16 protein-coding genes are annotated in these 20,878 nt (G+C 65.7%); 9 read left to right on the top strand and 7 right to left on the bottom strand.

Features of this window, described 5'->3' with window-relative positions:
- The first annotated feature begins 57 nt into the window (after window positions 1-57).
- On the top strand, window positions 58-1,065 hold the full coding sequence (gene dusA, locus HPF_RS14820; RefSeq protein WP_133157026.1) for a tRNA dihydrouridine(20/20a) synthase DusA: 1,008 nt from the start codon (window positions 58-60) through the stop codon (window positions 1,063-1,065).
- A 13-nt stretch (window positions 1,066-1,078) separates the two neighbouring features.
- On the top strand, window positions 1,079-1,522 hold the full coding sequence (locus HPF_RS14815) for an FKBP-type peptidyl-prolyl cis-trans isomerase (RefSeq protein ID WP_133157025.1): 444 nt from the start codon (window positions 1,079-1,081) through the stop codon (window positions 1,520-1,522).
- A gap of 15 nt (window positions 1,523-1,537) precedes the next feature.
- On the opposite strand, the gene HPF_RS14810 is transcribed toward HPF_RS14815, so the two are convergent.
- The 3 genes from HPF_RS14810 to HPF_RS14800 form a co-directional block, all read right to left on the bottom strand.
- Complete coding sequence (locus tag HPF_RS14810; RefSeq protein WP_133157024.1) at window positions 1,538-2,827, bottom strand: NAD(P)/FAD-dependent oxidoreductase; 1,290 nt, start codon at window positions 2,825-2,827, stop codon at window positions 1,538-1,540.
- 111 nt (window positions 2,828-2,938) lie between these two features.
- Window positions 2,939-3,829, bottom strand: coding sequence for a Dyp-type peroxidase (locus HPF_RS14805; protein WP_127806984.1), 891 nt, complete (start codon window positions 3,827-3,829; stop codon window positions 2,939-2,941).
- Between the two features lie 16 nt (window positions 3,830-3,845).
- Window positions 3,846-4,481 carry a GntR family transcriptional regulator gene (locus tag HPF_RS14800; RefSeq protein WP_127806985.1) on the bottom strand — a complete coding sequence of 212 codons (636 nt, stop codon included), beginning with the start codon at window positions 4,479-4,481 and terminating at the stop codon, window positions 3,846-3,848.
- A 142-nt stretch (window positions 4,482-4,623) separates the two neighbouring features.
- On the opposite strand from HPF_RS14800, the gene scpA reads away from it, so the two are divergent.
- The 5 genes from scpA (at window position 4,624) to HPF_RS14775 (ending at window position 12,019) form a co-directional block, all read left to right on the top strand.
- Window positions 4,624-6,780 carry a methylmalonyl-CoA mutase gene (scpA, locus tag HPF_RS14795; RefSeq protein WP_133157023.1) on the top strand — a complete coding sequence of 719 codons (2,157 nt, stop codon included), beginning with the start codon at window positions 4,624-4,626 and terminating at the stop codon, window positions 6,778-6,780.
- Between the two features lie 99 nt (window positions 6,781-6,879).
- Window positions 6,880-7,887: a methylmalonyl Co-A mutase-associated GTPase MeaB gene (gene meaB, locus HPF_RS14790; RefSeq protein ID WP_133158125.1), complete on the top strand. Its 1,008-nt coding sequence runs from the start codon at window positions 6,880-6,882 to the stop codon at window positions 7,885-7,887.
- Between the two features lie 39 nt (window positions 7,888-7,926).
- On the top strand, window positions 7,927-9,459 hold the full coding sequence (locus HPF_RS14785) for an acyl-CoA carboxylase subunit beta (protein ID WP_066151425.1): 1,533 nt from the start codon (window positions 7,927-7,929) through the stop codon (window positions 9,457-9,459).
- A 20-nt stretch (window positions 9,460-9,479) separates the two neighbouring features.
- Entirely contained in the window at window positions 9,480-11,531 is a 2,052-nt protein-coding gene (gene accC, locus HPF_RS14780; protein WP_133157022.1) for an acetyl-CoA carboxylase biotin carboxylase subunit, read from the top strand.
- Window positions 11,528-12,019 carry a VOC family protein gene (locus tag HPF_RS14775; protein ID WP_133157021.1) on the top strand — a complete coding sequence of 164 codons (492 nt, stop codon included), beginning with the start codon at window positions 11,528-11,530 and terminating at the stop codon, window positions 12,017-12,019. Before accC ends, HPF_RS14775 begins: the two co-directional genes overlap by 4 nt.
- Window positions 12,020-12,083: 64 nt before the next feature.
- Here HPF_RS14775 and HPF_RS14770 read toward each other — a convergent pair whose 3' ends face one another.
- Window positions 12,084-12,455, bottom strand: coding sequence for a cupin domain-containing protein (locus HPF_RS14770; RefSeq protein ID WP_133157020.1), 372 nt, complete (start codon window positions 12,453-12,455; stop codon window positions 12,084-12,086).
- A gap of 377 nt (window positions 12,456-12,832) precedes the next feature.
- Here HPF_RS14770 and HPF_RS24155 point away from each other — a divergent pair, with 377 nt between their 5' ends.
- Complete coding sequence (locus tag HPF_RS24155) at window positions 12,833-15,106, top strand: methyl-accepting chemotaxis protein (RefSeq protein WP_306292792.1); 2,274 nt, start codon at window positions 12,833-12,835, stop codon at window positions 15,104-15,106.
- Window position 15,107: 1 nt separating this feature from the next.
- On the opposite strand, the gene rsxB is transcribed toward HPF_RS24155, so the two are convergent.
- The 3 genes from rsxB to HPF_RS14750 form a co-directional block, all read right to left on the bottom strand.
- Window positions 15,108-15,764, bottom strand: a complete 657-nt coding sequence (gene rsxB / locus HPF_RS14760) for an electron transport complex subunit RsxB (protein WP_079365680.1) — start codon at window positions 15,762-15,764, stop codon at window positions 15,108-15,110.
- A gap of 43 nt (window positions 15,765-15,807) precedes the next feature.
- Window positions 15,808-17,238 (bottom strand): polyhydroxyalkanoate depolymerase, encoded by a 1,431-nt coding sequence (locus HPF_RS14755; RefSeq protein ID WP_133157019.1) that lies wholly within the window; start codon window positions 17,236-17,238, stop codon window positions 15,808-15,810.
- 218 nt (window positions 17,239-17,456) lie between these two features.
- Entirely contained in the window at window positions 17,457-18,653 is a 1,197-nt protein-coding gene (locus HPF_RS14750) for an amino acid aminotransferase (RefSeq protein ID WP_066151413.1), read from the bottom strand.
- A gap of 105 nt (window positions 18,654-18,758) precedes the next feature.
- Between HPF_RS14750 and uvrB the strand changes: the two genes are divergently transcribed.
- Window positions 18,759-20,846 (top strand): excinuclease ABC subunit UvrB, encoded by a 2,088-nt coding sequence (gene uvrB, locus HPF_RS14745; protein ID WP_133157018.1) that lies wholly within the window; start codon window positions 18,759-18,761, stop codon window positions 20,844-20,846.
- Window positions 20,847-20,878 lie beyond the last annotated feature (32 nt).

Below are 20,878 nucleotides of genomic sequence, written 5' to 3'. Positions count from 1 at the left end.
AGGAATAATCCCCCGATGTCGAATTTCTCCGTTGGCCACTCCCCTGAGTCGCTCGGTATGTGGCGTCTGTCCGTCGCCCCCATGATGGGCTGGACCGACCGTCACTGCCGCTACTTCCACCGCCTGCTCACCCGCCACACCCTGCTGTACACCGAGATGGTGACCACGGGGGCGCTGATCCACGGCAACGCCGCCCAGCACCTGTTCTTCAACGACGAGGAACATCCGGTGGCGTTGCAGCTCGGTGGCAGCGAGCCAGCCGATCTGGCGGTGTGCGCCAAGCTGGGGCAGGACCGTGGCTACGACGAGATCAACCTCAACTGTGGCTGCCCGAGCGAGCGCGTGCTGCGCGGCGCCTTCGGCGCCTGCCTGATGGGCGAGGCCGCGCTGGTGCGCGACTGCGTGAAGGCGATGGTCGATGTGGTGGACGTGCCGGTGACGGTCAAGCACCGCATCGGCATCGACAAGGTCGAGAGTTACGACTTTGTGCGCGACTTCGTCGGCACGGTGGCCGAGGGCGGTTGCCAGGTCTTTCTGGTCCATGCCCGCAACGCCTGGCTCAAGGGCCTCTCGCCCAAGGAGAACCGCGAGATTCCGCCGCTGCGCTACGAGCTGGCCTACCGGCTGAAGCAGGACTTTCCCGGGCTGACCATTTCGGTCAACGGCGGCATCACGACCGACGACCAGATCGCCACGCACCTTGAGCACGTGGATGGCGCCATGATCGGCCGCGAGGCCTACCACAACCCCTGGCTGATGGCGGGCTGGGACGAGCGCTTCTATGGCGATGCCTCACGTCCGGTGCCGACCCGCGAAGCGGTCGAGCTGGCCATGATCGATTACATGGAACGCGCCCATGCCGAAGACGGCGTGAACTGGTATTCGATCGCCAGCCACATGCTCGGTCTGCGCCACGGCCTGCACGGCGCGCGCAAGTGGCGCCAGGTCTGGAGCGACCACCGCCTCAAACCCCTGCCGCCGCGCGAGGTCTGGGCAATGGCCCAGGCCCATGTCGGCGCGCCGCGCGACGAAACTCCGTTCGAACCCTCTGTCTCCACCCACTGAAAGAACACCCACCATGTCCCGTTTGCTGATCTGCGCCGCCGCACTGTCTGCCGGCCTGCTGTCCCTGAACGCCTCTGCCCAGAACGCTGTCACCGAAGCCGCTGCCAAGGAAGCCGGCGCCGTGGTCACCAAGACCGGCCTGGTCTACCGTTCGCTCAAGGACGGCAGCGGCACCAGCCCCACGGCGGCCGACACGGTCAAGGTGCACTACAAGGGCACCTTCCCCGACGGCAAGGAGTTCGACAGCTCCTACGCGCGCGGCACGCCGATCGAGTTCCCGCTGGGCCGCGTGATTCCCTGCTGGACCGAAGGCGTGCAGCGCATGAAGGTGGGCGGCAAGGCCAAGCTCACCTGCCCGAGCCAGATCGCCTACGGCGAGCGCGGTGCGGGCGGCGTGATTCCGCCCAACGCTACGCTGCTGTTCGAGGTGGAGCTGCTCGGCATCGCTGGCAAGTGAGGCCGGTTGCCGAGCTCACTTGCCGGTGAGCTTGGCCTTGAGTTTGGTGATGCCGATGAAGTCCATGATGATCTTCTCGTAGATCGGCTCGGACGTGCCTTTCTCCATCTTGCGCATGAAGTACTTCTCGAAGGCCACCTTGGCCAGGTGAACCCACTTGCCCTCGCTGAACCAGCTCACGTTGCGCGGCGGGATCTGTGGCAGGGCCACGAAGGCGGCGCCGGTGTCACCGAAGTCGGCCAGGCAGACCGTGTTCCAGGTGGCCTTGTGGGTGGGCTCCTGGCCGTCCAGCAGTTCGCGGATGTTGTGTGCCGTGGCCGTGACCATGGACTCGATCATGTAGCCGGTCTTGGGCGTGCCGCAGGGGATGGGCGTGGCTTCCACCGGCGGGATGGCCACGCAGACACCGACGCTGAAGATGTTCCGGAATTTCGGGTTGCGCTGGTGCTCGTCGATGGTGATGAAGCCGCGCGGGTTGGTCAGCCCCTCGATGCCGAACACCGCGTCCACGCCCTTGAAGGCGGGCAGCATCATGCTGTGCTGGAAGGGCAGCACATGCTCCTTGATGGGCTGGCCCTGGTCGTTGTGTTCGGTCACGAACATCTGGCCCGCTTCCACCTTGGTGGTCTTGGCGTTGCAGATCCACTTGATGTGGCGCTGGCGGAAGGCCGATTCGAGCATGCCCTTGGAGTCGCCCACACCGCCCAGACCGAGGTGGCCGATGTAGGGCTCGGAGGTCACGAAGGTCATGGGCACCTTGTCGCGGATCTTGCGGCGGCGCAGGTCGGTGTCCATGATCATCGCGAACTCGTAGGCGGGGCCGAAGCAGGATGCGCCCTGAACCGCACCCACGACGATGGGGCCAGGGGTCTTCACGAAATCCTCCCAGGCGAGCTTGCTGGATTCGGCGTGGCTCACATGGCAGATTGATTGGGTGTGGCCTCCGTGGGGGCCCAGACCTTCGATTTCGTCGAACGCCAGCTTGGGCCCGGTGGCGATGACCAGGTAGTCGTAGTCCACCCGGCTGCCGTCGTCCAGTTCGACCTGGTTGGTTTCGGGGTGGACCCGCTTGGCGCGCTGGATGATGGATTCGATGCCCTTGCGCTTGAGTGCCGGTGCGATGTCGACCTCGATGTCCTTGCGCTGGCGCCAGTCGACCGCCACCCAGGGGTTGGACGGCACGAAGTGGAACTTGGGGGCTTCGCTGATGACGGTCACGGTGTCGCCCGGGCGGGCGAGGGCCTTCATCTCGTAGGCCATGGGCATGCCGCCGATGCCGGCGCCCAGAATGACGATGCGTGCCATGGGGGTCTCCAGAGGTGGATCTTGAAGACCTGATCATGTATGCCCCTGGGGGTATATGACTTGAGAAAAGTCAAGCCCGGACCGAGGGAAAACCCGGCCGGCGATGGCCGGTCAGAGGCCCAGCGCGCGCAGGTCGATCAGCCCGTCGCGGACGGGCGGGCACCAGAAATAGGCGCCGGTCTGGGGTTCCGAGAAGCTGAACAGCGCATCGGTGATGCCGTCCTCGGCACCCGACATGCGCCGCAGCTGGGCTTCGAAAGCGTCGAAGGAGTGGCCGAAGGCGGCGAACACCAGGCCGCCGTTGTTGCCTTCCGCCCAGGGCATGGAGCGGCGCAGCACGAAGGCCTCGGGGTCGAAGCTCTCCTGTGCGGTGCGCTTGACGTGGGCCGACTCGGGCGCGTCTTCCAGCTCTTCGTTGCTCTCCCGCTCGCGGCCGATGGTGTGGTCCTGCTGGTGCTTGGGCATGGCTTCGAAGCGGCTCATGTGGTGGTGCCAGCGCTGCACCGCCACAAAACTGCTGCCGGCCAGATCGCCAGCTTCTTCGGGCAACAGGGCCACGGCCAGTGCCTCGTCGCCCTGCGGGTTCTCGGTGCCGTCCTCGTAGCCCGTGAGGTCCCGGCCGTGGTTGTGGTTGAAGGCGTCGGTGATGCCGGTCACGTCGAAGGCGGGGGCCAGCAGGGTTTCCAGGTGGCGGCTGCGGATCAGCAGGTCGCCGCGGTCGGTGCCGCGCAGCCAGACCAGCAGATCGGTGGGAGTGGCGGGCAGCTTGATGCGGGCACCGTCGATGCCGCAGAAGGTTTTCAGGCCGGGCACCTCGGTGCCCAGTTCGCGCACCAGCGAGGCGCCGATGCCCACCACGGTGGCCAGGCCATCGGCCCGGCTGGCCAGCCGTTTGAGCACCACGCGCGGGTCGACGCCGACCCGCAGCTGGCAGGTGAGGTAGCGCCCGTGGGCGGGAATGGGTTCGAGGATGCCGGGTTGGGCGAGGTGGGCAATGCGCATGCCCGGGATTATCGGCTCAGGTCGCCGCTTCGAGCCCGTTTCGGAAGTGCTCTTGCATGCGCTGTCGGGTGAGGTCGGCGTCGCGCGCGAGCAGGGCGGCCATGACCGCTCGGTGCTCGGCCAGCGATTCCTCGATGCGGCCGGACTTGAACAGCGAGCTGTGGCGGTTGAGCTTCATGACCTTGCGCAGATCGGCCACCATTTGCTGGCGCCAGCGGTTGTCGGCCATCTCCAGCAGACGCATGTGGAACTGCTCGTTGACGGCGAAGAAGCGGTCGCGGTTGGTGATGGCGGCCTCCAGCTCGGCGTGCAGGGTCTGCAGTTCGGTGCGCTGGGCGTCGGTGGCGCGTTCGGCCACCACGCCGGCGGCATCGGATTCGAGCAGCGACAGCAGGTGGTAGACGTCGGCCAGGTCTTTCTCTGACACTTCCGTCACGTAGGCGCCGCGGCGCACCTTCATGGTCACCAGGCCCTCGGCCGCCAACACCTTCAGCGCCTCGCGCAGCGGGGTGCGGCTGATGCCGTATTCCTCGGCCAGCTTGAGTTCGTCGATCCAGCTGCCGGGCTCAAGTTCGCGCTTGAAGATGCGCTGGCGCAACAGCTCGGCGACTTCTTCGTACAGGGCGCGGGGGGCGAGGGAGAGGGCGGACATGCAGGGATGGGTCGGGTGACAGCGGCTGCATTGTAAGCCCGCTGGAATATTTTGCATCAATAATTATGAATGATGTAAACTCCGCAGCCGGATCTGTTGCAGATCCCACACCGCTGTCCGTCCGCCAGAGCGAGCCCTTGCCATGAGCCAGAAACCCAACGAATTCGCCCCCGCCAACCTCGAAGCCTGGGCCAAGGCCGCCCAGAAATCCGCACCCGGTGGCGACGTGAACGCGCTCAACTGGGTCACGCCCGACGGCATCAGCGTGAAGCCTCTGTACACTGCCGAAGACACCAAGGACCTGCCGTACACCAACACGCTGCCCGGCTTCGAGCCCTACATCCGCGGCCCCCAGGCCACGATGTACGCGGTGCGGCCCTGGACCATCCGCCAGTACGCCGGTTTCTCGACCGCCGAAGAATCCAATGCCTTCTACCGCAAGGCGCTGGCGGCCGGCGGACAGGGCGTGTCGGTCGCCTTCGACCTGGCCACACACCGCGGCTACGACTCGGACCACCCGCGCGTGACCGGCGACGTCGGCAAGGCCGGTGTGGCGATCGACTCGGTCGAGGACATGAAGATCCTGTTCAACGAGATCCCGCTGGACAAGGTCAGCGTCTCGATGACCATGAACGGCGCGGTGCTGCCCATCCTGGCCGGCTACGTGGTGGCGGCGGAAGAGCAGGGCGTGAGCCAGGACAAGCTGAGCGGAACCATCCAGAACGACATCCTCAAGGAGTTCATGGTCCGCAACACGTACATCTACCCGCCCGAGCCGTCGATGAAGATCATCGGCGACATCATCGAGTACACGGCCAAGAACATGCCGAAGTTCAACTCGATCTCGATTTCGGGCTACCACATGCAGGAAGCCGGCGCCAACCAGGCGCTGGAGATGGCCTTCACCCTGGCCGACGGCAAGGAATATGTGAAGACCGCCATCGCCAAGGGCATGGACGTGGACGAGTTCGCCGGGCGCCTGTCCTTCTTCTGGGCGGTGGGCATGAACTTCTACCTGGAGATCGCCAAGATGCGCGCGGCCCGCCTGCTGTGGTGCCGCATCATGAAGGGCTTCAACGCCAAGAACCCCAAGAGCCTGATGCTGCGCACGCACAGCCAGACCTCGGGCTGGTCGCTGACCGAGCAGGACCCGTACAACAACGTGGTGCGCACCACCATCGAGGCCATGGCGGCGGTGTTCGGTGGCACGCAGTCGTTGCACACCAACTCGTTCGACGAGGCCATCGCGCTGCCGACCGAGTTCAGCGCCCGCATCGCGCGCAACACGCAGCTCATCATCCAGGAAGAGACACACATCACCAACGTGGTCGACCCCTGGGCCGGCAGCTACATGATGGAGTCGCTGACCCAGCAGATGGCCGACGAGGCATGGAAAATCATCGAAGAGGTCGACGCCATGGGCGGCATGACCAAGGCGGTGGACAGCGGCTGGGCCAAGCTGAAGATCGAGGCCGCCGCGGCCGAGAAGCAGGCGCGCATCGACTCCGGCAAGGATGTGATCGTCGGCGTCAACAAGTACAAGCTCAAGCAGGAAGACGCCATCGACATCCTGGAGGTGGACAACGTCAAGGTGCGCGAGAGCCAGATCGCCCGTCTGCAGTCCATCAAGGCCAGCCGCGACAATGCCGCGGTTCAAGCCGCGCTGGCCGCGCTGACCGCCGCCGCCGAGTCGGGCCAGGGCAACCTGCTGGACCTGGCCATCAAGGCGATCCGCCTGCGCGCCACCGTCGGCGAGGTGTCCGACGCGCTGGAAAAAATCTACGGGCGCCACCGCGCCGACACACAGAAGGTGACCGGGGTGTACGCTGCAGCTTACGACTCTGCCGAAGGCTGGGAACAGCTCAAGAAGGAAATCAGCGATTTCGCCGACGCGCAGGGCCGCCGCCCGCGCGTGATGATCGCCAAGCTCGGCCAGGACGGCCACGACCGCGGCGCGAAGGTCGTCGCCACCGCGTTTGCCGACCTGGGTTTCGACGTGGATATGGGCCCGCTGTTCCAGACACCCGAAGAGTGCGCACGCCAGGCGATCGAGAACGACGTGCACGCCGTGGGCGTGAGCACGCTGGCCGCCGGGCACAAGACTCTGGTGCCGGCCATCATCAAGGCCCTGAAGGATCAGGGCGCCGACGACATCGTGGTGTTCGTGGGCGGCGTGATCCCGCGCCAGGACTACGACTATCTGTACGAAGCCGGCGTCAAGGGGGTCTACGGCCCCGGCACGCCGATCCCTGCCAGCGCCAAGGACGTGCTGGAGCAGATCAAGAAAGTGAACCCGTGACCCACCCCCGCGGCGCTTCGCGCCACCCCCTCAAGGGGGCGACACCTGCGGCCTGGCAAAGCCAGTTCCGCGGTGTCCTGGGCTGCTGACATGCTGGCCATGACCGAGTCGACTGGTTTTCTGGACGGAATCGTCCGCGGGACCCCTGTCGTCCAGCGCCGCGCGATGGCCAAGGCCATCACGCTGCTGGAGTCCACCCGCCCCGACCACCGCCAGCAGGCCGATGCGCTGCTGACCAGGCTTCTGCCGCACACCGGCGGCGCTTTCCGACTGGGCATCAGCGGCGTGCCGGGCGTGGGCAAGAGCACCTTCATCGAGGCCCTGGGCCTGTACCTGATCGGGCAGGGCCATCGGGTGGCGGTGCTGGCGGTCGACCCGTCGTCGTCGGTCTCGGGCGGCTCCATCCTGGGCGACAAGACCCGCATGGAGCACCTGTCCGTGCACGAGAAGGCCTACATCCGGCCCAGCCCTTCCAGCGGCACGCTCGGTGGCGTGGCCGAGAAGACGCGGGAGGCCATGCTGGTCTGCGAAGCGGCGGGCTACGACGTGGTGATCGTGGAGACTGTGGGCGTGGGCCAGAGCGAAACTGCGGTGCACGGCATGACCGACATGTTCTGCCTGCTGCAGCTGCCCAATGCGGGCGACGACCTGCAGGCCATCAAGAAGGGCGTGATGGAGCTGGCCGACCTCGTGGTCATCAACAAGGCCGACATCGACCCCGACGCCGCGACGCGCGCGCGTGCGCAGATCACCTCGTCGCTGCGCCTGCTCGGCCTGCACGGCAACCCTGACCACGTCCACCACGACCAGAAGGTCTGGCACCCGCAGGTGATCCAGATCAGCGCGCTGCACGGGCAGGGCGTGGACACGTTCTGGTCGGCCGTGAGCGAGTTCAAGCGGCTGCAGACCGCCAACGGACGCCTGGCGGCGCGCCGCCAGCACCAGGCCTCGGCCTGGATGTGGGAACGCATCGACGCCGGCCTCAAGCAGCGCTTTCGTGAGCACCCGCGGGTGCGCGAGGCGCTGGACCTTTTCACGCGGCAGGTGCAGGCTGGCGAACTCGCCGCCTCCACGGCCGCACGCCAATTGCTCGAACGGTTCGACTGACGTCCACCCGATCACAACGATTTCACCGGAGAGACCACCATGCAAGACATCCTGGACCAACTGGAAAAGAAGCGCGCCGCGGCGCGCCTGGGCGGCGGCGAGAAGCGCATCGCCGCCCAGCACAGCAAGGGCAAGCTGACGGCGCGTGAGCGCCTGGAAGTGCTGCTCGACGAAGGCACCTTCGAAGAGTGGGACATGTTCGTGGAGCACCGCTGCGTGGACTTCGGCATGCAGGACCAGAAGATCCCCGGCGACGGCGTCGTGACCGGCTACGGCATGATCAACGGCCGCCTGGTGTTCGTCTTCAGCCAGGACTTCACGGTGTTCGGCGGCGCGCTGTCCGAAGCGCACGCCGAGAAGATCTGCAAGATCATGGACCAGGCCATGAAGGTCGGTGCCCCGGTGATCGGCCTGAACGATTCGGGCGGCGCTCGTATCCAGGAAGGTGTGGCCTCGCTTGGCGGTTACGCCGAGGTGTTCCAGCGCAACGTGATGGCCAGCGGCGTGATCCCGCAGATCAGCATGATCATGGGCCCCTCGGCCGGTGGCGCCGTGTACTCGCCCGCCATGACCGACTTCATCTTCATGGTCAAGGACAGCTCCTACATGTTCGTGACCGGCCCCGAGGTGGTGAAGACGGTGACGCACGAGGAAGTGACCGCCGAGGAACTGGGCGGCGCGGTGACGCACAACACCAAGAGCGGCGTGGCCGACGGCGCGTTCGAGAACGATGTGGAAGCGCTGTTGATGCTGCGCCGCCTCTACAACTACCTGCCGCTCAACAACCGGGAAAAGGCGCCGGTGCGCCCCAGCGGTGATCCGATCGACCGCATGGACAAGAGCCTGGACACGCTGGTGCCGGACAACCCGAACAAGCCCTACGACATGAAGGAGCTGATCCTCAAGACGGTCGACGACGGCGACTTCTTCGAGATCCAGCCCGACTACGCCAAGAACATCATCGTCGGCTTCGCCCGCATGGACGGCCAGACGGTGGGCATCGTGGCCAACCAGCCGCTGGTGCTGGCTGGTTGCCTGGACATCAAGAGTTCGATCAAGGCCGCGCGCTTCGTGCGCTTCTGCGACGCGTTCAACATCCCGGTGGTCACCTTCGTCGACGTGCCGGGCTTCATGCCCGGCACCTCGCAGGAGTACGGCGGCATCATCAAGCACGGCGCCAAGCTGCTCTACGCCTACGCCGAGTGCACGGTGCCCAAGATCACCGTGATCACCCGCAAGGCCTACGGTGGCGCCTACGACGTGATGGCCTCCAAGCACCTGCGCGGCGACGTGAATTTCGCCTGGCCCAACGCCGAGATCGCGGTGATGGGCGCCAAGGGTGCGGTGGAGATCATCTTCCGCGAAGAGAAGAAGGACCCGGCCAAGCTGGCCGAGCGCGAGGCCGAATACAAGGCGCGCTTTGCCAACCCCTTCGTTGCCGGCGCGCGCGGCTTCATCGACGACGTGATCCTGCCTTCCGAAACCCGCAAGCGCATCTGCCGCAGCCTTGTCATGTTGAAGGACAAGAAGATCGAAAACCCGTGGCGCAAGCACGGGAACATCCCCCTCTGATTGCCCGAGGAGAAAACAACATGTTCAAGAAGATCCTGATTGCCAACCGCGGCGAGATTGCCTGCCGCGTCATCGCCACCGCCCGCAAGATGGGCATCGCCACCGTGGCCGTGTACTCCGAGGCCGACAAGGAGGCGCGCCACGTGCGCCTGGCCGACGAGGCCGTGCTGCTGGGCCCGGCGCCCTCGCGTGAGTCCTACCTGGTGGCCGACAAGATCATTGCCGCCGCCAAGCAGACCGGCGCCGAGGCCATCCACCCTGGCTACGGCTTCCTGTCGGAGAACGAGGCCTTTGCCGAACGCTGCGAGAAGGAAGACATCGCCTTCATCGGGCCCAAGGCCCATTCGATTGCGGCCATGGGCGACAAGATCGCGTCCAAGAAGCTGGCCAACGAGGCCAAGGTCAACACCATCCCCGGCTACAACGACCCCATTCCGTCGGCCGAGCGCGCGGTGGAGATCGCCAAGGGCATCGGCTACCCGGTGATGATCAAGGCCTCGGCCGGCGGCGGCGGCAAGGGCCTGCGCGTGGCCTTCAACGACAAGGAGGCGCTGGAAGGCTTTACCGCCTGCCAGAACGAGGCCCGCAACAGCTTCGGCGACGACCGCATCTTCATCGAGAAGTTCGTCGAGCAGCCGCGCCACATCGAGATCCAGATCCTGGGCGACAGCCATGGCAATGTGCTGTACCTGAACGAGCGCGAGTGCTCCATCCAGCGCCGCCACCAGAAGGTGATCGAGGAAGCGCCGTCGCCCTTCATCAGCGAGGCGACGCGCAAGGCGATGGGCGAGCAGGCCGTGGCGCTGGCCAAGGCGGTGAAGTACCAGAGCGCGGGCACGGTCGAGTTCGTGGTGGGCAAGGACCAGGACTTCTACTTCCTGGAGATGAACACCCGGCTGCAGGTGGAGCACCCGGTCACCGAATGCATCACCGGCCTGGACCTGGTGGAGCAGATGATCCGCGTGGCCGCGGGCGAGAAGCTGGCCTTCACCCAGGCCGATGTGAAGCGCGATGGCTGGGCCATGGAGTGCCGAATCAACGCCGAGGACCCGTTCCGCAACTTCCTGCCGTCCACCGGCCGACTGGTGCGTTTCACGCCGCCGACGGAAAGCATGTGGCAGGCCGACATCGCGCACAAGCACGGCGTGCGGGTGGACACCGGCGTGTTCGAAGGTGGCGAGATTCCGATGCACTACGACTCGATGATCGCCAAGCTCATCGTGCACGGCAAGGACCGCAACGACGCCATCGCCAAGATGCGCGAGGCGCTCAACGGTTTTGTCATTCGCGGCATCAACAGCAACATCCCGTTCCAGGCGGCACTGCTGGCCCACCCGGATTTCGTCTCGGGCAACTTCAACACCGGCTTCATCGCCCAGCACTACGCCAGCGGCTTCCGCGCCGAGGACGTGCCGCACGACGACCCGGACTTCCTGGTGGCGCTGGCCGCTTTTGTGCGCCGCAAGAGCCGTGAGCGTGCCACCGGCATCTCCGGCCAGCTGCCGGGTTATGGCGTCAAGGTGGGCAAGGACTACACCGTCATCAGCCTCGGCGCAGATGGTCAGCACCGCTACACCCCGGTGCACGTGGACGAGTTCGTTGGCGAAACCGGCTACGCCTCCGTCACCGTGGGCGAGAAGCGCTTCAAGATCAGCTCGCCCTCGCGCCTGAACGACATCGTCATCACGGGCGAGTGCAACGGTCAGCCTTTCACCGCGCAGATGGAACGCGGTTCGGCCAAGAACCCGCTGGCGCTGGTGGTGCAGCACAACGGCACCAAGCTGGAGACCATGGTGGTGTCGCCGCGCATGGCCGATCTGCACCAGCTCATGCCGTTCAAGGCACCGCCGGACATGAGCAAATACGTGCTGTCGCCCATGCCGGGCCTGCTGGTGGATGTGGCGGTGCAGGTCGGCCAGAAAGTGCAGGCCGGCGAGCGCGTGGCCGTGATCGAGGCCATGAAGATGGAGAACGTGCTGTTCGCCGCGGCCGATGGCGTGGTGGGCAAGGTGCTCGCGTCCAAGGGCGAATCCCTGGTGGTCGACCAGCCCATCGTGGAGTTCGAGAAATGAAGGGGACTCCAAGGCCTTTCAAGGTGCTGGGTGTCCAGCAGATCGCCATCGGCGGTCCGGACAAGCTGCGGCTGCAGACGCTGTGGGTGGACATGCTCGGGCTGGAGAAGACCGGCACCTTCCAGAGCGAGCGCGAGAACGTGGACGAGGACATCTGCGCCATCGGCAGCGGCCCGTTCAAGGTCGAGGTGGACCTGATGCAGCCCATGGACCCCGAGAAGAAGCCGGCGGTCCACACGACGCCGCTCAACCACATCGGCCTGTGGATCGACAACCTGCCGGTGGCGGTGGAGTGGCTCACGGCCCAGGGCGTGCGCTTTGCGCCGGGCGGCATCCGCAAGGGCGCGGCGGGTTTTGACATCACCTTCCTGCACCCCAAGGCGAACGAAGAATTCCCGATTGCGGGGGAAGGTGTGCTGATTGAACTGGTGCAGGCCCCGGCCGAGGTGGTCAACGCCTTTGCCGCCCTGGCCGCACGACCCGGTTGAAACCGAGAAGCCGAGGAGACAGCCCCGCCGGGTGCACGCCTGGCGGGGTTTTTTTATTCAGCGTTCACTCGCAGATCATGTAGGTCTTGGTCAGCGGCTCCAGCACCTCGAAAGCACCTTCGAAGCCGGGCGGAATGTAGATGCCTTCTCCCGGTCCGGCCTCCTCGAAGCCGCCCGTCGCATCGTGCACCCGGCAGCGGCCGTCGAGTACGGTGAACAGTTCGCGCTCGGTCGGCCCCATGGCGATGCGCCAGTGCCCCGGCTCGCAGCGCCAGACGCCGCAATACACCTGCCCGGCCGGCAGACCCTCGTCGACCAGGTTCCAGGTTTCCCGCATGGGGTTTCCGCGCAACAGCCGCTCCCGGCGCGGGTGGTCGACGGACGGGGTGCCCTCGGGGCGTGCGGTCAGTTTGAGGAGATGGGCGGTCGCGGTCATGCGCGGATTGTGCCGTCGCCTGGCTGCGGTTGGAACAGGCATGGAAGACAGGCGCTCTTCAGCGCATTGCGCGGCAGGCACTTGTCCTACGCTGGGGCTCACCTTCCGCATTCCGAGGAGTCCGCCATGGGCACCCACGAACACCCCAACCAGAACCATGCCATCCCTCACGGGGTTCCCCAGATGTCGCAAGGCGACGACTGCGGGGCACCAAGGCCCTCGGACTGCCCCAGTTTCACTGACAGACGTCGCTTGCGGGTCTATCCCAATTCAACAAGACCAGCGAACTGCCGATAGAAGTCTGATCAGAGAGAAGGAGCTGATGAGCCATGTCACGAGTCCAACCGTTCATGCCCGGCGTATGGCTGATGCGCAAAATGAGACTCCCCGTCAAGCTGGGGATTCTCGCGATGGCGATCGTTGTTCCGATGCTGGTGGTCTGCGTATCGCTGGTGCAGCGCATCTCGGACGAAATCCACCTCCTGGAAGGTGAGGCGCAGGGCGTTCAGGGCATCTCTGCCCTGGGCCGTCTGGTGACAGTCCTGCAGACCCACCGGGGGCAGACGAACATGCTGCTGGCAGGCGAAGCGGCCGCGCGTTCCTCCCTCGACAAGACCCGAGAGTCCCTGCCCACCACACTGACCACCGCTGGCGCGGCGCTGACTGCGGCGCGCGAAGAAATGGGCCTCACACAGGTCTGGCGCGACCTGGAAGCCCGCGTGCAGCGGCTGGCAGACACCGAAAAGCTCTCGCGCGAGCAGGCGTTCGACACCCACACCGCCCTGATCGCCGACATCAAGCGGCTCATGTACACCACCGGCGAACGCTCGCACCTGCTGTTCGATCCCGATCCTGCGAGCTACTTCCTCATGGACATCGTGGTCTCCCGCACCGTGCCATGGACCGAGCGCATGGCCCGTCTCAGGGGAGAGGGCGCCGGGTTGCTCAGCCGGCCTGAAGGCATGGGCGACGCCGCTGCGGGCCTTCGCTCCCAGCTGCAGCTGTTGGCAGGTGAAACTGACGACTTCCGCTTCGCCACCGCGTTCGCCCAGCGCTACGGACAGACCGGCCTGCCAGCCGAAGAGGCCATCAAGGCCTCGGAATCGTTCGTGGCGCTTGCGCTGGGTGCCGCCAATGGCACCGGCAGCGTGGCGCCCACGGAGTTTTTCGCCGCAGGCACCACGGCCATCAACGCGGCGCAGGCCTACCAGGGCGCCGTGCTTGCGCGACTGACGCAACTGCTGGAAGAGCGCAAAGCGGCCGCGGAACTCCAGCGGTGGGTGGCGATAGGCGCCGCCGTTCTGGGCATGGCGGCCATGGGCTACCTGCTCACGTCGTTCTATTTCAGTTTTGTGATCGACTTCCGGCATGTCAGCCATGTGATGGCCGAGACCGCCAAGGGCAACCTGCGCACCCGCGTGACGGTGCGTGGCACCGACGAACTGGCCGATCTGGCGTCCCAGCTGCAGGACATGATCGGCAACCTGTCGGCCATGGTGGCCGAGGTGCGCAGCAACTCCGCGCTGGTCGCCTATGCCGGCAAGAGCCTGGCCACCGGCAACCGCGAACTGGCCGACCGCACCGAGCAGCAGGCGGCCAACCTCGAACAGACCGCCGCCAGCGTGCAGGAGCTCTCCAGCACGGTGCAGCGCAATGCCCAGACTGCGGGCGACTCGGATGCGCAGGCCTCCCGGGTCCGCGACATCGCCGAGAGCGGCGCACAGGCCATGGTGCGTGCGGTCGAATCGGTCGAGGGCATCCAGAAAAGTGCCCAGCAGATGAACGAGATCATCGGCGTGATCGACAGCCTGGCGTTCCAGACCAACATCCTGGCGCTCAATGCCGCCGTCGAAGCGGCGCGCGCCGGCGAACAGGGCCGTGGTTTCGCCGTGGTGGCGGCCGAGGTGCGGAGCCTGGCTCAGCGCTCGGCGGCGTCGTCGCGGGAGATCCGGGAACTGATCCAGGCTTCCGGGCAGCAGGTCTCCACCAGCGTGGCCCAGATCCGGGCCGCCGGCACGGGCATGACCGAGATCGTCAACGGCGTGCGCGGCGTGGCCGCCAACATGTCGCTGATCTCGGCCGCCAGCGCCGAGCAGAGCGGTGGCCTCAGCGAGATCTCGTCCGCGGTGGGGCAGCTCGATGAAATCACGCAGCGCAACGCCCGCATGGTCGAGCGCGCGGTCCAGCAGGCCACCCAGCTGGAAGGTCGGGCTGCCACGCTGGCCCAGGCGGTGTCGTCCTTCCAGCTCCAGCAGGGTGCGGCCGAGGAGGCGATGGCGCTGGTCCAGCGGGCACTTGAACTGCGTGCCCGCAGCAGTCGCGATGGCTTCCTGAACCAGATCACCGATCCGGCGCAGAACTTCCACGACCGCGACATGTACGTCTTCGCGCTCGACAGCAGCGGGGCCTATCGCGCGTTTGGCGGTCACCCTGAGAAGGTTGGCGGCCGCGTGCAGGACATTCCCGGTGTGGACGGCGCTTCGCTGTTCGAAGCCATCGTGGCCCAGGCCGAACTGGAACCGGGCTGGGTGGAGTACGACATCACCAACCCGCAGACCGGCGTGGTGCAGACCAAGATGTCCTACGTCACCAAGGTCGACGATCTGTACGTCGGTTGTGGTGTCTACAAGTCGCTGACGGTGTCGGCCTGAGTCAGCCCTGCCCGCGGCGCTCGCGGGCGCGGGCCAGCGCGGCCTCGATCACGGCCCGCTTCTTGTCGAGCACGACCGGATCGGTGTGCTGCGAGTGCGCCGACAGGTCGGCCAGCTTCATGCGGGCCTTGGCCTCCAGGCGCGCCTCGTGCTCCTGCTTCTCCCGCACCAGCCGGATCGAGCGCCGGGTGTAGCGCTCGCGGGCCTGCTCTGCCTGGGCGGGAGTCCAGGCGCCCCATCCGGTGCGCTCACCACTGACCACCTCCAGCGAGATGCAGTCGACCGGACAGACCGGGATGCAGAGTTCACAGCCCGTGCAGTAGGGCTCGATGACGGTGTGCATGCGCTTGTTGCTGCCGACGATGGCGTCGGTCGGGCAGGCCTTGATGCACAGGGTGCAGCCGATGCACCAATCTTCGTCGATCACCGCCAGAGTCAGCGGTCCTTCGATGCCGTTGGCGGGGTTGAGGTCGCTGGCCGTCTGTCCGGTGATCGCCGCCAGCCGCCCGATGCCCTCGCGCCCACCCGGGGGGCACTGGTTGATGCCGGCCTCGCCCGCAGCGACGGCCTGCGCGTAGCTCGCGCAGTCGGGGTAGCCGCAGCGGGTGCACTGCGTCTGGGGCAGTGCGGCATCGATGCGCCGGGCCAGTTCGTTCATGGGGCGCGAGTGTACCCGGGGCACCCGGGGCCCCGGGGCGCTGTCAGGAGGTCTTGCGCGCGGCCTTCTTGGCCACAGGACGCTTGGCGGCGGGCGCCGCGCCAACCGGGGCGGGAACGGCCTTTTTCGCCCGCGCGGTTTTGGCAGGGGCCGGCTTTGCGGGGCTGGCGACCGGTGCCAGGCTGGTGGTGGCCGCATCGGTGGCCTTGGCCGGCTGGTGGGCCAGGATGAAGCTCTTGACCACCGGGTAGACCATTTCGCGCCAGCGGCGGCCGCTGAAGATGCCGTAGTGGCCCGCGCCCTTGGCTTCGTAGTGCATCTGGTGGGTCTTGGGGATGCCGGTGCACAGTTCGTGGGCGGCGGCGGTCTGGCCCGAGCCGGAGATGTCGTCGAGCTCGCCCTCGACAGTCAGCAGGCCGGAGGTCTTGATGTCCTGAGGTTTCACGCGTTCGGTCTTGCCATTCGCGCCCTTCACATCCCAGGTGCCGTTGACCAGCTTGAACTCCTGGAACACCGTGTTGATGGTTTCCAGGTAGTAGTCTGCGTCCATGTCGAGCACGGCGTTGTACTCGTCGTAGAACTTGCGGTGTGCTTCGGCACTTTCGTTGTCGCCCTTGATCAGGTCGCGGAAGTAGTCGTAGTGGCTGCTGGCGTGGCGGTCGGGGTTCATGGCCACAAAACCGGTGTGCTGCAGGAAACCCGGATACACGCGACGACCGGCGCCCGGAAACTTGTCGGGCACCCGGTAGATGACGTTGTTCTCGAACCAGCTGTGGCTGCGCTGAGTGGCCAGGTTGTTCACCGCGGTGGGCGACTTGGTGGCGTCGATCGGTCCGCCCATCATGGTCATTGACAGCGGCGTGGTCTCGCCGCGCGAGGCCATCAGCGACACGGCGGCCAGCACCGGCACGGTCGGCTGGCACACGCTCATCACGTGGCAGTTGCCGTAGTTCTTCTGCAGGTAGCGGATGAATTCCTGCACGTAGTTGATGTAGTCGTCCAGGTGGAACTCACCTTCCGACAGCGGCACCAGGCGGGCGTTCTTCCAGTCGGTGATGTAGACCTTGTGGTCCTTGAGCATGGTCTTGACCGTGTCGCGCAGCAGCGTGGCGTAGTGGCCCGAGAGCGGCGCCACGATCAGCACGACCGGTTGGGACTTGAGCTTGGCCAGGGTGGCGGTGTCGTCGGAGAAACGCTTGAAGCGGCGCAGCTCACAAAACGGCTTGTCGATTTCCACGCGCTCGTAGATGGCCACCTCGACACCGTCCACGTTCACCGTGGGAATGCCGAAAGTGGGTTTTTCGTAATCCTTTCCAAGCCGGTGCAGCAGGTCGTAGCCCGCAGAGATCCGTTGTGCCATCGGCAACTGGCCGAGGGGGGGCATCGGGTTGCTGAACAGCTTCGCGGTGACTTCGGCCAGGTCGGCGAAGGGTTCCATGATCGAGCGCTGGGTTTCGTAGATCTGGTAGAGCATGGCTGTTGAAAAGGTTATGTTGCAGTGCAATATAACAGCAGGGCACCCCTGTCCAGAGGGGAAAAACACCTAATTCGCAGCCCCGTAGTGTCACCTTGGCGAAAGGAATCAGCCGTCGGGAAAACGTGGTTTTGACCGGCCAGATCGGGCAAACAGCGCGAATGGACACAAAAAAAGCCGCTCGGTGAGCGGCTTTTGGCAGACGGGCATGAGAAAAATCAAACGACCTTGGCAATGGCCTGACAGACGTAGTCGATGTTCTTGCTGTTCAGGGCGGCCACGCACATGCGGCCGGTGTCCGTGCCATACACCCCGAACTCGTTGCGCAGGCGCACCATCTGGTCCTTGGACAGGCCGGAGTAGCTGAACATGCCGATCTGGGTGGTGATGAAGCTCATGTCCTGCTTCACGCCCGCGGCCTTCAGTCCATCCACCAGTTTCTGGCGCATTTCCTTGATGCGCACGCGCATTTCACCCAGTTCCTTTTCCCACAGGGCGCGCAGCTCGGGGTTGTTCAGCACCGCGGCTACCACCGCGCCACCGTGGGTCGGCGGGTTGGAGTAGTTGGTGCGGATGACGATCTTGAGCTGGCTCAGCACGCGCGCGGCCTCGTCCTTGTCCGATGCCACCACCGACAGGGCCCCGACGCGCTCGCCGTACAGGCTGAAGCTCTTGGAGAAGCTGGTGGAGACGAAGATGTTCAGGCCGGCGGCCACGAACTTGCCGATCACGGCGCCGTCTTCGGCGATGCCGTGGCCGAAGCCCTGGTAGGCCATGTCCAGGAAGGCGGTCAGATTACGGGCCTTGACGGCGGCGATCACCTGGTCCCATTGGGCTGCGGTGATGTCGTAGCCGGTGGGGTTGTGGCAGCAGGCATGCAGCACGACGATGGTGCCGGGGGCGGCGGCGTTCAGGTCGGCCAGCATGCCCTCGAAGTTCACCGAGCGGGTGGCGGCGTCGTAGTAGCGGTAGCTGCCCACCTCGAAACCGGCGTTCTGGAAGATGGCGCGGTGGTTTTCCCAGCTCGGGTCGGAAATCAGCACCTTGGCGTCCGGGCTGACCTTTTTCAGGAAGTCGGCGCCGATCTTCAGGCCTCCGGTGCCGCCGATGGCCTGCACGGTGGAAACTCGGCCGGACTTCACGACGTCGGATTCGGCGCCGAACACCAGGGCCTTGACGGCGTTGTCGTAGGCAACGATGCCGTCGATGGGCAGGTAGCCGCGGGCGGCGGGTTTGTCCATCATCGCCTTCTCCGCGGCCTGCACGCACTGCAGCAGCGGCAGCTTGCCGTTGTCGTCGAAGTACACGCCAACGCCCAGGTTGACCTTGCTGGGGTTGGTGTCGGCAGCGAATTGTTCGTTCAGACCCAGGATGGGGTCGCGGGGGGCCATTTCGACGGCGGAAAACAGGGACATGAAAATCCTTGAAAGGTTGTCAGTAGCGAAGAGTCCGGGCGTGGTGTAGTGTGCCGGGTTCGGCCAATTTTAACGGCCGCTCCCCACCACTCGTTGACTGCGCCCATGCCGGATCTCTCTGAAGTCATCACGGAAAAGCAGGACGGCACCTTCGTCCGCTTCCCCGATTCCCCGTTCGAGCTGTTCCAGCCTTACCCGCCGGCCGGCGACCAGCCCACAGCGATCGCCGGACTGGTCGAAGGCATCGAGGACGGCGAGGTGTTCCAGACCCTGCTGGGCGTGACCGGCTCGGGCAAGACCTTCACCATGGCCAACGTGATCGCCCGCATCGGGCGCCCGGCCATCGTGTTCGCGCCCAACAAGACGCTGGCTGCGCAGCTGTACTCCGAATTCCGCGAGTTCTTCCCCAAGAACGCGGTCGAGTACTTCGTCAGCTATTACGACTACTACCAGCCCGAGGCCTATGTGCCGCAGCGCGATCTGTTCATCGAGAAGGACAGCGCGATCAACGAGCACATCGAGCAGATGCGGCTGAGTTGCACCAAGAGCATCCTGGAGCGGCGCGACGTGGTGATCGTGGCCACCGTCTCGGCCATCTATGGCATTGGCAAGCCCGAGAGCTACCACCAGATGGTGATGACGCTGCGCGTGGGCGACAAGGCCGGCCAGCGCGACCTGATCGCACAGTTGGTGCGCATGCAGTACAGCCGCAACGAGCAGGACTTTTCCCGCGGCAAGTTCCGGGTGCGTGGCGACACCATCGACGTGTTCCCGGCCGAACACAGCGAGATGGCGATCCGCATCGAGCTGTTCGACGACGAGGTCGAGAGTCTCCAGCTGTTCGACCCGCTCACGGGCAAGGTGCGGCAGAAGATCCCGCGCTTCACCGTCTACCCCAGCAGCCACTACGTGACGCCGCGCGAGCAGGTGCTCAGCGCCGTCGAGACCATCAAGGAAGAGCTGCGCGAGCGGCTGGCGCAGCTGGTGGGCATGGGCAAACTGGTCGAAGCCCAGCGGCTGGAGCAGCGCACGCGCTTCGACATCGAGATGCTCAGCGAGGTCGGCCACTGCAAGGGCATCGAGAACTATTCGCGCCACCTGGCCGGCAGTGCGCCGGGCGACCCGCCAGCCACGCTGACCGACTACCTGCCGCGCGACGCCATCATGTTCCTGGACGAGAGCCACCAGATGATCGGCCAGCTCAACGCCATGTACAACGGCGACCGCCAGCGCAAGACCACGCTGGTGGAATACGGGTTCCGGCTGCCCAGCGCGTTGGACAACCGGCCGCTGAAGTTCGAGGAGTTCGAGCAGCGCATGCGCCAGTGCATCTTCGTCTCGGCCACGCCGGCCGACTACGAGAAGACGCACGCCGGCAAGGTGGTGGAGCAGGTGGTGCGTCCCACAGGCCTGGTCGACCCCGTGGTCGAGGTGCGGCCGGCCACCCACCAGGTGGACGATGTGCTGCAGGAGATCCGCATCCGGGTGGAGCAGGGTGAGCGGGTGCTCATCACCACGCTGACCAAGCGCATGGCCGAGCAGCTGACCGACTACCTGACCGAGAACGGGGTCAAGGTGCGCTACCTGCACAGCGACGTGGACACGGTGGAGCGGGTCGAGATCATCCGCGACCTGCGCCTGGGCGCCTTCGATGTGCTGGTCGGCATCAACCTGCTGCGCGAGGGGCTGGACATTCCCGAGGTGTCGCTGGTGGCCATTCTGGACGCCGACAAGGAAGGCTTCCTGCGCGCCGAGCGCTCGCTGATCCAGACCATCGGCCGCGCGGCGCGCAACCTCAATGGCAAGGCCATTCTGTATGCCGACCGCATCACCGATTCGATGAAGCGGGCGATGGACGAGACCGAGCGGCGCCGGGCCAAGCAGATCGCGTTCAACGAGGCGAACGGCATCACGCCCAAGGGTGTGGTCAAACGCATCAAGGACCTGATCGACGGCGTTTACAGCGAGAAGGCGGGACGGGAGGCGGACCGCCTGGCGGCGGCCAGCGCGCAGAAGGCCGACCTGGAGGCGCTGGACGAAAAGGACGCTGCGCGGGAAATCAAGCGGCTGGAAAAGCAGATGCTGGAGCACGCGCGCAACCTGGAGTTCGAGAAGGCGGCGTCTGTGCGAGACCAGTTGACCCGGCTCAAGGAGCGTCTGTTTGGCGCTGGCGGCCAGGACAAGGTGGCCTGAGCGGCTGCCGCACAATACTGGCCTAGGCGCGG

This window comes from Hydrogenophaga pseudoflava, from assembly GCF_004353865.1.
Classification (GTDB): Bacteria; Pseudomonadota; Gammaproteobacteria; order Burkholderiales; family Burkholderiaceae_C; genus Hydrogenophaga; species Hydrogenophaga pseudoflava.
Note: the sequence above shows the minus strand (reverse complement) of the source record. Positions and strands in the feature narration are given on the sequence as shown.

Bases quoted from the DNA above. Each gene is read 5' to 3' on its own strand.
- dusA (WP_133157026.1), top strand. From the start codon at position 58: ATGTGGCGTCTGTCCGTCGCCCCCATGATGGGCTGGACCGACCGTCAC.
- HPF_RS14815 (WP_133157025.1), top strand. From the start codon at position 1,079: ATGTCCCGTTTGCTGATCTGCGCCGCCGCACTGTCTGCCGGCCTGCTG.
- HPF_RS14810 (WP_133157024.1), bottom strand. From the start codon at position 2,827: ATGGCACGCATCGTCATTCTGGGCGCCGGCATCGGCGGCATGCCCATG.
- HPF_RS14805 (WP_127806984.1), bottom strand. From the start codon at position 3,829: ATGCGCATTGCCCACCTCGCCCAACCCGGCATCCTCGAACCCATTCCC.
- HPF_RS14800 (WP_127806985.1), bottom strand. From the start codon at position 4,481: ATGTCCGCCCTCTCCCTCGCCCCCCGCGCCCTGTACGAAGAAGTCGCC.
- scpA (WP_133157023.1), top strand. From the start codon at position 4,624: ATGAGCCAGAAACCCAACGAATTCGCCCCCGCCAACCTCGAAGCCTGG.
- meaB (WP_133158125.1), top strand. From the start codon at position 6,880: ATGACCGAGTCGACTGGTTTTCTGGACGGAATCGTCCGCGGGACCCCT.
- HPF_RS14785 (WP_066151425.1), top strand. From the start codon at position 7,927: ATGCAAGACATCCTGGACCAACTGGAAAAGAAGCGCGCCGCGGCGCGC.
- accC (WP_133157022.1), top strand. From the start codon at position 9,480: ATGTTCAAGAAGATCCTGATTGCCAACCGCGGCGAGATTGCCTGCCGC.
- HPF_RS14775 (WP_133157021.1), top strand. From the start codon at position 11,528: ATGAAGGGGACTCCAAGGCCTTTCAAGGTGCTGGGTGTCCAGCAGATC.
- HPF_RS14770 (WP_133157020.1), bottom strand. From the start codon at position 12,455: ATGACCGCGACCGCCCATCTCCTCAAACTGACCGCACGCCCCGAGGGC.
- HPF_RS24155 (WP_306292792.1), top strand. From the start codon at position 12,833: ATGAGACTCCCCGTCAAGCTGGGGATTCTCGCGATGGCGATCGTTGTT.
- rsxB (WP_079365680.1), bottom strand. From the start codon at position 15,764: ATGAACGAACTGGCCCGGCGCATCGATGCCGCACTGCCCCAGACGCAG.
- HPF_RS14755 (WP_133157019.1), bottom strand. From the start codon at position 17,238: ATGCTCTACCAGATCTACGAAACCCAGCGCTCGATCATGGAACCCTTC.
- HPF_RS14750 (WP_066151413.1), bottom strand. From the start codon at position 18,653: ATGTCCCTGTTTTCCGCCGTCGAAATGGCCCCCCGCGACCCCATCCTG.
- uvrB (WP_133157018.1), top strand. From the start codon at position 18,759: ATGCCGGATCTCTCTGAAGTCATCACGGAAAAGCAGGACGGCACCTTC.